The sequence below is a fragment of the Rhodopseudomonas sp. WA056 genome (assembly GCF_010906995.1).
GTDB lineage: Bacteria > Pseudomonadota > Alphaproteobacteria > Rhizobiales > Xanthobacteraceae > Rhodopseudomonas > Rhodopseudomonas palustris_G.
Map to the genome: position 1 here is coordinate 1 of NZ_QPFS01000126.1, position 13,534 is coordinate 13,534.

Annotated in this window: 13 protein-coding genes and 1 tRNA gene; 4 read left to right on the forward strand and 10 right to left on the reverse strand. The window is 64.4% G+C overall.

All coding sequences use genetic code 11. The features are described from left to right. Nucleotides 1–309 precede the first annotated feature (309 nt). Nucleotides 310–771 (forward strand): PTS IIA-like nitrogen regulatory protein PtsN, encoded by a 462-nt coding sequence (gene ptsN / locus DU475_RS19815; protein ID WP_013499900.1) that lies wholly within the window; start codon nucleotides 310–312, stop codon nucleotides 769–771. A gap of 269 nt (nucleotides 772–1,040) precedes the next feature. Here ptsN and DU475_RS19820 read toward each other — a convergent pair whose 3' ends face one another. The 9 genes from DU475_RS19820 to DU475_RS19860 form a co-directional block, all read right to left on the reverse strand. Continuing rightward, nucleotides 1,041–1,307 carry a BQ00720 family protein gene (locus DU475_RS19820; protein WP_013499901.1) on the reverse strand — a complete coding sequence of 89 codons (267 nt, stop codon included), beginning with the start codon at nucleotides 1,305–1,307 and terminating at the stop codon, nucleotides 1,041–1,043. 49 nt (nucleotides 1,308–1,356) lie between these two features. Beyond that, the gene (locus DU475_RS19825; protein ID WP_013499902.1) at nucleotides 1,357–1,782 is read right to left on the reverse strand and encodes an Hsp20 family protein; all 426 of its coding nucleotides are present in this window, start codon (nucleotides 1,780–1,782) and stop codon (nucleotides 1,357–1,359) included. Between the two features lie 151 nt (nucleotides 1,783–1,933). Next, the gene (locus DU475_RS19830; RefSeq protein WP_164633091.1) at nucleotides 1,934–3,022 is read right to left on the reverse strand and encodes a sn-glycerol-3-phosphate import ATP-binding protein UgpC; all 1,089 of its coding nucleotides are present in this window, start codon (nucleotides 3,020–3,022) and stop codon (nucleotides 1,934–1,936) included. Nucleotides 3,023–3,027: 5 nt separating this feature from the next. Continuing rightward, entirely contained in the window at nucleotides 3,028–3,876 is an 849-nt protein-coding gene (gene ugpE, locus DU475_RS19835) for a sn-glycerol-3-phosphate ABC transporter permease UgpE (RefSeq protein WP_142884065.1), read from the reverse strand. Beyond that, nucleotides 3,876–4,757 carry a sn-glycerol-3-phosphate ABC transporter permease UgpA gene (gene ugpA, locus DU475_RS19840; RefSeq protein ID WP_164633092.1) on the reverse strand — a complete coding sequence of 294 codons (882 nt, stop codon included), beginning with the start codon at nucleotides 4,755–4,757 and terminating at the stop codon, nucleotides 3,876–3,878. Before ugpA ends, ugpE begins: the two co-directional genes overlap by 1 nt. A gap of 165 nt (nucleotides 4,758–4,922) precedes the next feature. Then, nucleotides 4,923–6,251, reverse strand: coding sequence for a sn-glycerol-3-phosphate ABC transporter substrate-binding protein UgpB (gene ugpB, locus DU475_RS19845; protein WP_164633093.1), 1,329 nt, complete (start codon nucleotides 6,249–6,251; stop codon nucleotides 4,923–4,925). A gap of 218 nt (nucleotides 6,252–6,469) precedes the next feature. Continuing rightward, the gene (locus tag DU475_RS19850) at nucleotides 6,470–7,675 is read right to left on the reverse strand and encodes a CaiB/BaiF CoA transferase family protein (protein WP_047307637.1); all 1,206 of its coding nucleotides are present in this window, start codon (nucleotides 7,673–7,675) and stop codon (nucleotides 6,470–6,472) included. Nucleotides 7,676–7,851: 176 nt separating this feature from the next. Further along, nucleotides 7,852–7,927: transfer RNA gene (locus DU475_RS19855), tRNA-Ala, on the reverse strand. Between the two features lie 69 nt (nucleotides 7,928–7,996). Then, entirely contained in the window at nucleotides 7,997–8,401 is a 405-nt protein-coding gene (locus tag DU475_RS19860; protein ID WP_013499908.1) for a TIGR02300 family protein, read from the reverse strand. A 143-nt stretch (nucleotides 8,402–8,544) separates the two neighbouring features. On the opposite strand from DU475_RS19860, the gene aroA reads away from it, so the two are divergent. Then, nucleotides 8,545–9,882 (forward strand): 3-phosphoshikimate 1-carboxyvinyltransferase, encoded by a 1,338-nt coding sequence (gene aroA / locus DU475_RS19865; protein WP_164633094.1) that lies wholly within the window; start codon nucleotides 8,545–8,547, stop codon nucleotides 9,880–9,882. Nucleotides 9,883–9,885: 3 nt separating this feature from the next. Here the strand turns inward: aroA and DU475_RS19870 are convergent, their stop codons facing one another. Then, nucleotides 9,886–10,560, reverse strand: a complete 675-nt coding sequence (locus tag DU475_RS19870; protein ID WP_047307638.1) for a lysophospholipid acyltransferase family protein — start codon at nucleotides 10,558–10,560, stop codon at nucleotides 9,886–9,888. Between the two features lie 165 nt (nucleotides 10,561–10,725). Here DU475_RS19870 and cmk point away from each other — a divergent pair, with 165 nt between their 5' ends. Both cmk and rpsA read left to right on the forward strand, forming a co-directional pair. Continuing rightward, the gene (cmk, locus tag DU475_RS19875) at nucleotides 10,726–11,364 is read left to right on the forward strand and encodes a (d)CMP kinase (protein ID WP_013499911.1); all 639 of its coding nucleotides are present in this window, start codon (nucleotides 10,726–10,728) and stop codon (nucleotides 11,362–11,364) included. Between the two features lie 299 nt (nucleotides 11,365–11,663). Next, nucleotides 11,664–13,361, forward strand: a complete 1,698-nt coding sequence (gene rpsA, locus DU475_RS19880; protein ID WP_013499912.1) for a 30S ribosomal protein S1 — start codon at nucleotides 11,664–11,666, stop codon at nucleotides 13,359–13,361. The last annotated feature ends 173 nt before the right edge of the window (nucleotides 13,362–13,534 follow it).

Sequence of the window (13,534 nt, forward strand, 5' to 3'; positions counted from 1 at the left end):
GATCGATCCGCCGGGGCCGAACGGCGCCGCGGGCTGATCGCGATGCCTCGCGGGAACCGCACAGGCGGTTTGCCGCGAGGCATTGACGCTCGTCCAACGCTCTGCCTATGGTCCGCCGCTTTTCGGCGGGCCGACGGCGCCATTTTACGGCCGCCGTCAGGAATGCTAGACTTAAGTTAGGATCATGATTTCCGGAGCGTTTTCGGTTGCGATCAGGGGATCGTGCGAAGCCTCTCGGATCGAACGCTTGACGCAACCCACCGCCGTCCTATTTCACCCCGGACCGCAGCAACATCCTCGGAACGCCTGATGACGATTACGGATCTTGTCGCGCCCGAGGCCGTCATCCCGGCGCTGAAGGTGATCAGCAAGAAGCAGGCGCTGCAGGAACTCGCGGCCCGCGCCAGTGAATTGACCGGCCAGAACGAGCGCACGATCTTCGAAGTTCTGTTGCAGCGCGAGAAGCTCGGGACCACCGCGGTCGGCTACGGCGTCGCGATTCCGCACGGCAAGCTGCCGAAGCTCGAGAAGCTGTTCGGGCTGTTCGCGCGACTGGAGCGGCCGATCGATTTCGAAGCGATGGACGGCCAGCCGGTCGATTTGGTTTTCCTGCTGCTGGCGCCGGAAGGGGCGGGCGCCGATCACCTCAAGGCGCTGGCGCGGATAGCCCGGCTGCTGCGCGATCAGGACGTCGCCAAAAAACTTCGCGCCTCACGCGACTCCCAAGCGATCTATTCGGTTCTGGCATTGCCGCCCGCGACGGCGGCTTGAGCAACCGACGACGGCATCGCGCCTCGTGGTCGATCTGTTTCGTGGTCGATCTGTTGTGATCGAGCTGGCTTGGTCCGTACGATCTCGTCGATCGGGAGGTCGTCGATCAGAATAGCCGAGGCTATTGGCTAGGTGAGATCAGCACCGCAACGCATCTGGTTGCTTGCTGATGAAGAGCCTTCGCGCAAATGCTGCTCATCGCTACCCTGCGGGCGCGGAGCGCCGTCACCGGACACCCCGCGTCGCGTAACCATCCGTGCAATCAGCGTTCAGTGAACGCTGACGGCCTGCAACTCCTGGCTCCAGGCATTCGCGATCGCCGCTTCCCTGCTGTCGGTCAGCATGATCGGCGTGCCGTCTGCCGAATGCAGCGCGAACAGCTTGAGGCCGGGCGCGATTTCGGGGGCCTGCGGAAACAGACCGGGCACGTCTTCGGAGCGGATCTGCTTCACATAGGCGATATGACCTTCGCCAAGATGCGCCAGCGCCTCCGGCGTGACGCCCACATTTCCATGCGTAGTACCAGATTCAGTCATGGTCTCGACTCCTCTAAGACTTAAGCGGTCGAGTCCGCCACTCGTTCCATTATTCGTGTTCGGTGATGGCGATTGTCTTAACGACCCGCTCCGGCTCCGGCCGGATCAGGTCAATCGACAGAAGCCCGTTCTTCATGTCCGCTCCCAACACCTGCATCCCGTCGGCCAGCACGAAGGTGCGCTGGAAGTGACGCGCGGCGATGCCACGGTGGATGTATTGCCGGGCCTTGTCATCCTGCTGCCGCCCGCGGATCACCAGTTGATTTTCCTCAACCGTGACGTCGAGTTGATCGCGGGTGAATCCGGCCACCGCCAGCGTGATACGCAGCTTTTCGGGGTCACCGTCGCAGCGTTCGCACCGCTCGATGTTGTACGGGGGATACCCGTCGGCGCCTTTCACGACTCGGTCGAGCGCACGCTCGATCTCGTCGAATCCCAGCAGGAAGGGACTTGATAACGAAGGAACACGAGACATCACAAAGTCCTCTCGAAGCGACTTTGAGGGGGTCCTTGCGGCACCCCATCGACCGTTCGGCACCTTGCCGGCCGGTCCATTCGAATATGGGCAGTGCAGAACGGCTCTGCAAGAAGGTCGGAACAGCGAATTACGCCAGAGACTTAGGGGCCTATCGGACAATCCGGCGGCGGCCGTCGGCGGAAAACAGATGCAGGCTCGGCGGCGGCGCCGTAACCGTAATGCGCTCCCCGATGCCCGGCGCCGCCTGCCCGGGGATGCGGACGATGAGGTCCGCGCCGGCCGCTTCCGCGCTGCCGACCACCACCGGCCCGTTCAGGTGATCGCCCCGGGCCCCATAGACGAAAGTCTCGGGCCCGACCCGCTCGATTGCCTCGACCGTGACGTCGAGCGCCAGAGCGCCACTGCCCGCCGTCCCCGAGACGATCGTCAGGTCTTCGGGGCGAACGCCGAGAATGCCGGCCTCCGGCGGCGCGCTGCCGAGCTGCGCCCGCAGATCGTCCGCGAGCGGCATCAGGTTCATCGGAGGCGCACCGATGAACGATGCGACGAAGGTGGTCGCCGGCCGAGCGTAGACATCGAGGGGCGAACCGATCTGTTCGACCTCCCCGGCGTTCATCACCACCAGCACATCGGCCAGCGTCATCGCCTCGAGCTGATCGTGGGTGACGTAGATCGCGGTGGTGGCGAGCCGGCGCTGCAGCTTGCGGATCTCGACCCGCATCGCCACCCGCAGCTTGGCGTCGAGATTGGACAGCGGCTCGTCGAACAGAAACACCTTCGGCTGGCGGACGATCGCACGGCCCATCGCGACGCGCTGGCGTTGGCCGCCGGAGAGCTGACGCGGCTTGCGGGTCAGCATCGAGCCGAGCTCGAGAATGCGCGCGGCTTCCTGCACCCGCGCCTCGATCTCGGCCCTGGCCGTGCCACGATTGCGCAGGCCGTAGGCCATATTGTCGTAGACGCTCATGTGCGGATACAGCGCGTAATTCTGGAACACCATGGCGATGTCGCGATCGGCCGGCTCGATTTGGTTGACCACGCGGCCGCCGATCTCGATCTCGCCGGAGGTGATCGTTTCCAGCCCCGCCACCATCCGCAGCAGCGTGGACTTGCCGCAGCCGGAGGGCCCGACCAGGACGCAGAACTGGCCGTCACCGACCTCGAAATCGACTCCCTTGATCGCCTCGAAACCACCAGGATAGGTCTTGCGGACAGATCGAAGAACGACGTTGGCCACTGTTGCTACTTCTCCGTCTCCACCAGTCCGCGCACGAACAGCTTCTGCATCAGCACCACCACGGCGACCGGCGGGAGCATCGCCAGCACTGCGGTGGCCATCACCACCGGCCACTCGGTGAGCGCGTCGGAGGTGACGATCATCTTGCGGATGCCGATCTGGATGGTCTGCATGTCGTCGCGCGTGGTGATCAGCAGCGGCCAGAGATACTGATTCCAGCCCAGGATGAACAGGATCACGAACAGCGCCGCCATGTTGGTGCGCGACAACGGCAGCAGGGTGTCCCAGAAGAACCGGAACGGGCCGGCACCGTCGATCCGCGACGCCTCCAAAAGCTCGTCCGGCACCGTCATGAAGAACTGCCGGAACAGCAATGTCGCGGTCGCCGACGCAATCAGCGGCAGCGTCAGGCCTGCGTAGCTGTCGAGCAGGTTGAGGTCGGCGACGATCTTGTAGGTCGGATAGATCCGCACCTCGACCGGCAGCATCAAGGTGATGAAAATCAGCCAGAAGATCGTCATCCGGAACGGGAAGCGAAAATACACGATCGCGTAGGCCGAAATGATCGAGATCCCGATCTTTCCGAGCGCGATCGTCATCGCCATCACCATCGAATTGAACAGCATGGTGCCGACCGGCTCGCGGGTGGTGCCCGATGTGCCGACGAACAACGTTTTGGTGTACGTCTCGAGGAAATGCCCGCCCGGCAACAGCGACATCTGGCCGTTGGCGATGGAGGCGTTGTCCTGGGTCGATGCCACGAAGGCCAGATACACCGGAAACGCCACGATCAGGACGCCGGCCCACAGCACCAGATGCGGCAGCAGATTCCCGAACTTGCGGTGCTCGACCATCAATAGTTGACCTTGCGCTCGACGAAGCGGAACTGAAACGCAGTGAGCGCGATAACGATTCCCATCAGGATCACCGACTGCGCGGCCGAGCTGCCGAGATTGCCGCCGAGCAGGCCGTCGCTGTAGACCTTGTAGACCAGCGTCTCGGTCGCCTTCGCCGGGCCGCCGCGCGTCATGGTGTCGATGATGCCGAAGGTTTCGAAGAAGGCGTAGACGACATTGACGACGATCAGGAAGAAGATGGTCGGCGACAACAGCGGGAAGATGATGGTCCAGAATCTGCGCATCGGCCTCGCGCCGTCGATCGCCGCGGCTTCGATCACGCTGGCCGGGATCGCCTGCAGGCCGGCGAGAAAGAACAGGAAGTTGTAGGAGATCTGCTTCCAGGCCGCGGCGAGGATGATCAGCAACGCCGCCTGATGACCGTCGAGCAGCGGATTCCAGTCGATCCCGAGCGCGCGCAGGCCGTGGGCGATCACGCCGAGCGACGGATTGAGCATGAAGATCCAGAGCACACCGACCACCGGCGGCGCGACCGCATAGGGCCAGATCAGCAGGGTGCGGTAGAACGTCGAGCCGCGCAGCGGCCGATCCGCCATCACCGCCAGCAGCAGCGCGAGCGACAGCGACGACAGCGCGATCGCGAAGGAGAATGCGAAGGTCCGCAGGATGGCGCCGAAGTAGTCCGGATCAGCGAGCAACTCGCGATAATTGTCGAACCAGACGAACACGGTCGACAGCCCGAACGCGTCCTGCATCAGGAACGACTGGATCACCGCCTGGCCGGCCGGCCAATAGAAGAACACCAGCACCACCGCGAGCTGCGGAAGCACCAGCAGATAGGGCAGAAACTTCGACTGAAAGACGGCCTGCTTGAGCATGGATCAGCTGCTTACCTGTGGCCGGAAGACTCGACAAGCACTCCATCGTCATCGTCCGGCTTGACCGGGCGACCCAGTACTCCGTGACGCCGACAGTCTCGCCGAGACGCTCTGGAATACTGGGTGCCCCGCTTTCGCGGGGCAATGACGCTAGGGGTAACGCGGCTAACGAACCGCAGTCTTTTCGAACTGTCGCAGCATCGTGTTGCCACGCGTCACAGCGGCGTCGAGGGCTTCTTTGGCGGTCTTCTTACCGGCGAGTGCCTGCTCGATCTCCTCGGCCCAGAGATCGCGGAGCTGCACCATGTTGCCGAGCCGCAGACCGCGGGAATTCTCGGTCGGCGGCTTGTTGGTCAACTCCTTGATCGGCGTTTCGAGGTACGGCTGCTCGTTGTAGAAGCCGTCGGCCTTGGCTTTCTCGTATGCCGCCTTGGTGATCGGCAGGTAACCCGACGCCTTGTGGATCGCGACCTGGCGGTCGGTGTCGGACAGGAACGCCAGGAACTTGGCGACCCCCTTGTACTCCTCAGGTGTCTTGCCGCCCATCACCCACAGCGAAGCGCCGCCGATGATCGAATTCTGCGGCGCGCCCTGGACGTCCGGATAGTAAGGCATCGGCGCGTTGGTCCAGTTGAACTTGGCCTGCGACTTGACGTTGCCGAAGAACCCGGACGAGGTCAGGAACAGCGGGCACTCGCCCGAGGTGAAACGGCCCTCGCCGGCATTGGTGCGACCCGAGTAGTCGTAGGTCTTGTCTTTCTGCAGCTCGATCAGCTTCTCGAGATGCTTGATCTGCACCGGACCGTTGAATTCGAGCTTGGTGTCGAAGCCGTCGAGGCCATTGGCCTTGCTCGCCAGCGGCACGTTGTGCCAGGCCGAAAGCTGCTCAAGATTGGCCCAGGTCACCCAGGCGGTGGAGAAACCGCAGGTGGCATAACCCGCCGCCTTCAGTTTCTTGGCGTCGTCGAATACCTGCGGCCAGGTCTTAGGGATCTCGGTGATGCCGGCTTTTTTCAGCGCGTCGAGATTGAGCCACATCACCATCGACGACGAGTTGAACGGGAACGACAGCATCTCGCCCTTCGAGGTCGAGTAGTAGCCGGTGATCGCCGGCAGATAGGCGTTGGGATCGAATGTCTCGCCGGTTTCCTGCATCAGCTTGTAGACCGGCTTCACCGCACCGGTCGCCGACATCATGGTGGCGGTTCCGACCTCGAACACCTGCATGATGTGCGGTGCATTGCCGGCGCGGAATGCGGCGATGCCGGCATTCATGGTGTCGGGATAGCTCCCTTTGTAGGCGGGCACGACCTTGTAGTCGCTCTGCGAGGCGTTGAAATCATTGGCGAGTTTGACGACGACCTCGTTGTTGCCGCCGGTCATCGCGTGCCACCATTGAATTTCAGTGACCGCCTGGGCCGGCGCGGCCATCGCCAGCGTCACGGCGATCGCCGTTGCGGCGGCCGCGGTCGGGCCGAAGGATCGAAATGCCATGAATACCTCCCGGTTCGGTGCGCAAAATCGTGGACGGCGCGCGGTAGCAGCACGCAATGACAGGCGCATGACCGTATAGGCGACAGGCCGGCGCAGGGAAGCGCGACAGCGACCCAACCTCAGAAAAGCATAGTGCGGCGCAAGATCACGCCGCACTGCGGCCGTCGATGCCCGAGCGGGCGCGGCGGGCGCCGGCATCGCTGCCAGCGCCACCTCGATCAGCGTTTGCGCTCGGGACCGCTGACGATGCCGTCGGCGACCAGCTTGGCGATGTCGTCGGCCGAATAGCCGAACTCGCCGAGCACCTCGCCGGCGTGCTGACTGAATGTCGGCGGCAGGCTGCGAAGGCTGGCTTTGGTGCGCTCGAATCGGATCGGTGAGGCGACGCCCTTGTACCAGTCCTTCTCGATCACATCGCCGCGGTAGGCGGTGTGCGGGCTTGTCAACGCCTTGTCGATCGACTGCACCGGACCGGCCGGCAGGCCGGCGTTGAGCAGCCGGTCGCACAGCGGCACGGCGTCGTGCTGGCTGAACACCGCCTCGAGTTCGGCGCGGAGTGCGGCGCGGTTGGCGATGCGGTCCTTGTTGCGCGCGAAGCGCGGATCGGTGCCGAGTTCTGGCTTGCCGATCTCCTTGCACAGTTTGCGGAAGGTGCCGTCGTTGCCGACACCGGTAAAGATCTGACCGTCGCGGGCATTGAAGGTCGCATACGGCACCAGATTCGGGTGCTCGTTGCCGGTCAGCGCCGGCGGCTTGCCATGCAGGAAGTAGTTCGCGGTATGCGGATGCATGATCGCGAGACCGGTTTCGTACAGCGTGGTCTCCACGAACTGGCCCTTGCCGGAGCGCTCGCGCTCCGCCAGTGCCATCAAAATACCGATCGTTGCATACAGGCCGGTGGTGATGTCGACCAGAGGCACGCCGATCCGCATCGGCCCGCTTTCCGGCGATCCCGTCGCCGCGATCATGCCGGTCATCGCCTGGATGATGGCGTCGTAACCGGGATTGCCGCCGCGCGGGCCGTCGGCGCCGAAGCCCGAGATCCGGCAGTGCACCAGCCGCGGAAACTTCTCGCGAATCACTTCGTTCGAGAGGCCCCATTTGTCGAGCGTGCCGGGTTTGAAGTTCTCTATCAGCACGTCGGCGTCTTCGAGCATCTTCAGCAGCACCTCGCGGCCGTCGGGCGAGGCGAGGTCGAGGCCGATCGAGCGCTTGTTGCGGTTGATGCCGAGGAAATACGCCGCATCCTCGTCATGGAACGGAGGACCCCAGTCGCGGACTTCGTCGCCCGCCGGCGGTTCGACCTTGATCACGTCGGCGCCGTGGTCGGCGAGAATCTGGGTGCAATACGGGCCGCCGAGCACGCGGGTGAGATCGATCACGCGCAATCCGGCGATCGCGCCGGGCATCGATGCAGGGGTCATACTGGCTTTCTTGGCGAAGCTTGAAGGGGAGGCGAACTTACCGTCCCCGACCGCATTTTGGCAAATGCCGCTCAGACTTCAGTGCCTGCCACGCGCATGCAGCTTCAGGTGCGGCCTGACCTGCTTGCAGAAGCTGGGCGACCATGTCGCATCAAGCAGATCGGGCGGGGAAGGAGTGGTGGAGCCAGGCGGGATCGAACCGCCGACCTCTTGCATGCCATGCAAGCGCTCTCCCAGCTGAGCTATGGCCCCTTACCCTGGGTGCGCGGCGCAAATCAAATTCGCCGCGCGGCAATCGTTGATCACATATCGGCGACGATCTCAAGTCTCCTCATCGCCAGAAACGTCACCAATGATGTCCGTGACGTCTTCATCCTCTTCTTCTTCATCGGCGATGAAGGTCGAATCGTCGTCATCGTCGTCGATCGTCTCGTCGATTTCGATGTCATCCTCGGATTCCGGCACCACGGCCTTGACCTTGCCGGTGTTCTCCTCGGCATCAGCCTCCTCGAGCGACACCAGCTCTTCGGCCTCCATCGCCTCCGGAGCCTCCGTATCGGCCGGGGCAGCGGCGCGCTGATCGGCACGCGTGCGCGGCGCCACGACCGGAGCGATCGGAACCACCTCGCCGGTATAGGGCGAGATCACCGGGGTCTTGTTCAGATCGTAGAACTTTTTGCCCGTCGTCGGGCAAATGCGTTTGGTTCCGAGATCGGATTTCGCCACTTGTGCAACCTTGGGATTTCTTGAAAAACGGTGCTTCACTTGGCTAGTTGGCACGCCGCTGTCAATAGCGGTTTGTGCCGAAGGCCGCGAAGCGGGACCGTGGCGCCGAGCCGAATCACCCGCAGCCGCAAGGGACCACCATCTTGACTGATTCGAACCAGCCGACGCCGCTGCAGGCGCGCAAGAGCGACGCATTGCGCGGCACCGCACGCGTCCCGGGCGACAAATCGATTTCGCACCGCGCGTTGATTCTCGGCGCACTGGCGGTCGGCGAGACCCGGATCTCGGGCCTGCTCGAGGGCGAGGACGTTCTCAACACCGCCAAGGCGATGCGCGCGCTGGGAGCCAAGGTCGAGCGCACCGGGGACTGCGAATGGCGCGTCCACGGCGTCGGCGTCGCGGGCTTTGCGACGCCGGCGGGCCCGCTGGATTTCGGCAATTCGGGCACCGGCTGCCGGCTGGCGATGGGCGCGGTGGCGGGATCTCCGGTCCTGGCGACGTTCGACGGCGACGCGTCGCTGCGCAGCCGGCCGATGCGACGGATCGTCGATCCGCTGGAGCTGATGGGCGCCAAAGTGGTGTCGAGCAGCGACGGCGGCCGGCTGCCGCTGACCCTGCAGGGCGCCCGCGATCCGCTGCCGATCCTGTACCGCACCCCTGTGCCGTCCGCCCAGATCAAGTCCGCCGTGCTGCTCGCCGGCCTGTCGGCGCCTGGCATCACGACCGTGATCGAGGCCGAAGCCAGCCGCGACCATACCGAGCTGATGCTGCAGCATTTCGGCGCCACGGTCGTCACCGAACCGGAAGGCGCCCATGGCCGTAAGATTTCGTTAACCGGCCAGCCCGAATTGCGGGGCGCCCCGGTGGTGGTGCCGGCCGATCCGTCGTCGGCCGCCTTCCCGATGGTGGCGGCGCTGGTGGTGCCGGGCTCCGACATCGAGCTGACCGACGTGATGACCAACCCGCTGCGCACCGGGCTGATCACGACGCTGCGGGAAATGGGCGCCTCGATCGAGGACAGCGACGTCCGGGGCGACGCCGGCGAGCCGATGGCCCGGTTCCGGGTGCGCGGTTCGAAGCTGAGGGGCGTCGAGGTGCCGCCGGAGCGCGCACCGTCGATGATCGACGAATATCTGGTGCTGGCAGTCGCCGCGGCGTTCGCCGAAGGCACCACGGTGATGCGCGGCCTGCACGAACTGCGGGTCAAGGAAAGCGACCGGCTGGACGCGACCGCCGCGATGCTGCGGGTCAACGGCGTCGCGGTCGAGATCGCCGGCGACGATCTGATCGTCGAGGGCAAAGGCCATGTGCCCGGCGGCGGCGTGGTCGCCACCCACATGGATCATCGCATCGCGATGTCTGCCCTGGTGATGGGACTGGCGGCCGGCCGTCCGGTGACGGTCGACGACACCGCCTTCATTGCCACCAGCTTCCCGGATTTCATCCCGATGATGCAGCGGCTGGGCGCTGAATTCGGCTGAGCCTCAGGTCGCTTCGACCGGCTGAAGGCCGACGATCCGGTCGGTTTCGTTCTGCGCGGCGGTCAGAGCTGCCTGCAGCCGCTCGGCGATCTCTGCGGTCGGCGAGCCGGCCTCGACGGTAATCGGCTCGCCGAACCGGATCGCAACCTTCGCGAACAATCCCGGCAGCATCAGCCGATCCCAGCTCCGAAGCAGCTTGTGACGAGACAGACTGACCGAGACCGGCAGGATCGGCAGCCCGGTCAGCCGCGCCATATCGAGAACTCCCTCGCTGTTGATGCGCATCCGCGGACCGCGCGGGCCGTCGGGCGTGACGAACAGGCTGTGGCCGGACTTTCCAAGCCGCATCATTTCGCGTGCCGCCCGCATGCCGCCGCGCGAGGACGAACCGACCGCAGTCTGAATCCCGAACGCGGCCCCGACCCGGGAGATGATCTTGCCGTCGCGATGCCCACTGATCAGCGCGACCAGCGGCTTGCTCTTGGTCTGCAGCATCGGCGCCATGATCAGCCGCCCGTGCCACATCGCCAGAATGTAAGGCTCCGGGATCGGAGCGGCCTGCCGATCGTATCGGCCGGTCCACATCACGAACTTAAAATAGATCTTGGAAAAGTTGACGCCGAGCGACAGGACCGCATCCGATCGCGTAATGCGTTTGACGAAAGCGGGCGTGGCCATCCAGGAAGAGTCCGGGCAGAGATAGATAGGAAATTGCCAACGAGGCTGGCTTCGGCGGATCGCGGGTTTATACCCAGTCGTTCACGGCTGCAAACCACCGCGGGACCTCGTCGGGACGCCCCGCCGCCATACAGGCTCACCAAGCCAATTGGAATGCAAAAGAGAATGATCATCGCAATCGACGGACCGGCCGCATCGGGCAAAGGGACGCTCGCCAAGCGGCTGGCCGCACATTACGGCTTCGGGCATCTTGATACCGGCGTGATCTACCGCGCCGTCGCCAAGGCGATGCTGGACGCTGGCGCCGACCTCGCCGACGAGGCCCGCGCCGCCGAGGTCGCCCGCACGCTCGACCCGGCGCGGTTCGACGACCCGGCGCTGAAGAGTCAAACCGTCGGCGAGGCCGCCTCGGTGGTGTCGGCGCATCCGCGGGTTCGCGCCGCGCTGGTCGAGTTCCAGCAGCGCTTCGCCGCCACGCCGCCGGGCGCCGTGCTGGATGGCCGCGACATCGGCACGGTGATCTGTCCGGATGCCGATGTGAAGATCTTCGTCGTCGCGTCCGCCGAGGTCCGCGCCCACCGCAGGTTCCTGGAAGCACAGTCCCGCGGCGAGCCCGCCGACGAGGCGGTAATCCTGGCCGACATCCTCAAGCGCGACGAACGCGACCAGAACCGCGCCGCAGCACCGCTCAAGCAAGCACCGGATGCAGTCTTGCTCGATAATTCCTATTTGGATATAGAAGGCGGCGTCCGGGCCGCCATCGACATTGTCGAGGCCGTTCGAGCGGGCCGGCGTCGGGTCTGAGGACCAAAACGGCGCCGTCATTGGAGGTTCGCCCGCTCCACCGCCACCGCCGCGATGGCCGGATGAAGACCGCGAGATCCGCTTCGGATTCATCGCGCCTTTCGCCGCCGGACGATCTGCTGGAATGCCCCAATCTGCGATCCGCTTCACCGCGGATCAACGTCTCGACCGTGCAGGCATGCTGCCGGCCCGCTCCGCACCGATGTGCAGGGCGGTCGTCAGGTTCGCGGACCCCTGACACTGCGCGCACGAGACGGCCCTCAACCGAACTGCCGGCGACATCCGCATCTGGAGAACAAATGGCTTCGACTGACACTTACAACCCGACCCGCGACGATTTCGCCGCGATGCTCGACGAGTCCTTCGCCGGCGGCAACCTGCAGGAAAGCTCTGTTATCAAGGGCAAGGTCGTCGCGATCGAGAAGGACATGGCCGTCATCGACGTCGGCCTGAAGACCGAAGGCCGCGTGCCGCTGCGCGAGTTCGCCGGTCCCGGCCGCGACAACGAGATCAAGGTCGGCGATACCGTCGAGGTGTTTCTCGATCGGATCGAGAATGCGCTCGGCGAAGCCGTGCTGTCGCGCGACAAGGCGCGCCGCGAAGAGAGCTGGGGCAAGCTCGAGAAGGCCTTCAACAACAACGAGAAGGTGTTCGGCGTCATCTTCAATCAGGTCAAGGGCGGCTTCACGGTCGACCTCGACGGCGCCGTGGCGTTCCTGCCGCGCTCCCAGGTCGACATCCGTCCGATCCGCGACGTCGCGCCGCTGATGAACAACTCGCAGCCGTTCCAGATCCTCAAGATGGACCGCCGCCGCGGCAACATCGTGGTGTCGCGCCGCACGGTTCTCGAAGAGACCCGCGCCGAGCAGCGCCAGGAGCTGGTGCAGAACCTCGAAGAGGGGCAGGTGATCGACGGCGTCGTCAAGAACATCACCGATTACGGTGCGTTCGTCGACCTCGGCGGCATCGACGGCCTGCTGCACGTCACCGATATCGCCTGGCGCCGGGTCAATCACCCGACCGAGGTGCTGACCATCGGCCAGACCGTCAAGGTCAAGATCATCAAGATCAACCACGAGACCCACCGCATCTCGCTCGGCATGAAGCAACTGCTGGACGATCCGTGGCAGGGCATCGAGGCCAAGTACCCGCTGAACGCGCGCTTCACCGGCCGCGTCACCAACATCACCGACTACGGTGCATTCGTCGAGCTCGAGCCGGGCATCGAGGGCCTGATCCACGTCTCCGAGATGTCGTGGACCAAGAAGAACATGCACCCCGGCAAGATCGTTTCGACCTCTCAGGAAGTCGAAGTGCAGGTGCTCGAGGTGGATTCGGTCAAGCGCCGCATCTCGCTCGGTCTCAAGCAGACCATGCGCAATCCGTGGGAAGTGTTCGTCGAGAAGCATCCGGTCGGTTCGACCGTCGAAGGCGAGGTCAAGAACAAGACCGAGTTCGGTCTGTTCCTGGGTCTCGACGGCGACGTCGACGGCATGGTCCACCTCTCGGACCTCGACTGGAAGCAGCCGGGCGAGCAGGTGATCGACAACTTCAAGAAGGGCGACATGGTCAAGGCCGTGGTGCTCGACGTGGATGTCGAAAAGGAGCGCATCTCGCTCGGCGTCAAGCAGCTCGAAGGCGACCCCTTCGCCGAGCCGGGCGATGTCAAGAAGGGCGCGGTCGTGACCTGCGAAGTGCTCGACGTGAAGGAATCGGGCATCGACGTGCAGATCGTCGGCACCGACTTCAACACCTTCATCAAGCGCTCCGAGCTGGCGCGCGACCGCAACGACCAGCGCAGCGACCGCTTCGCGGTTGGTGAGAAGGTCGACGCCCGCGTCATCCAGTTCGACAAGAAGGCCCGCAAGGTCCAGGTGTCGATCAAGGCGCTGGAAGTGGCCGAGGAGAAGGAAGCCATCGCGCAGTACGGCTCGTCCGATTCGGGCGCGACGCTGGGCGACATTCTCGGCACCGCGCTCAAGCAGCGCGACAAGTAAGCCTCTCGCTTACCTGACGAAATCGAAGGGCCCCGGCATCGCCGGGGCCCTCAGACCGCTGACAAACCCCGTCGATTTTCGGCGGGGTTTTGTTTTTGGCGAGTGGCGCAGCGCCCGGTGTCTCAGCCTGGCGCGGGAATTGGCCCGGTGGCCAGTGCGAGGGCTATCTTCTT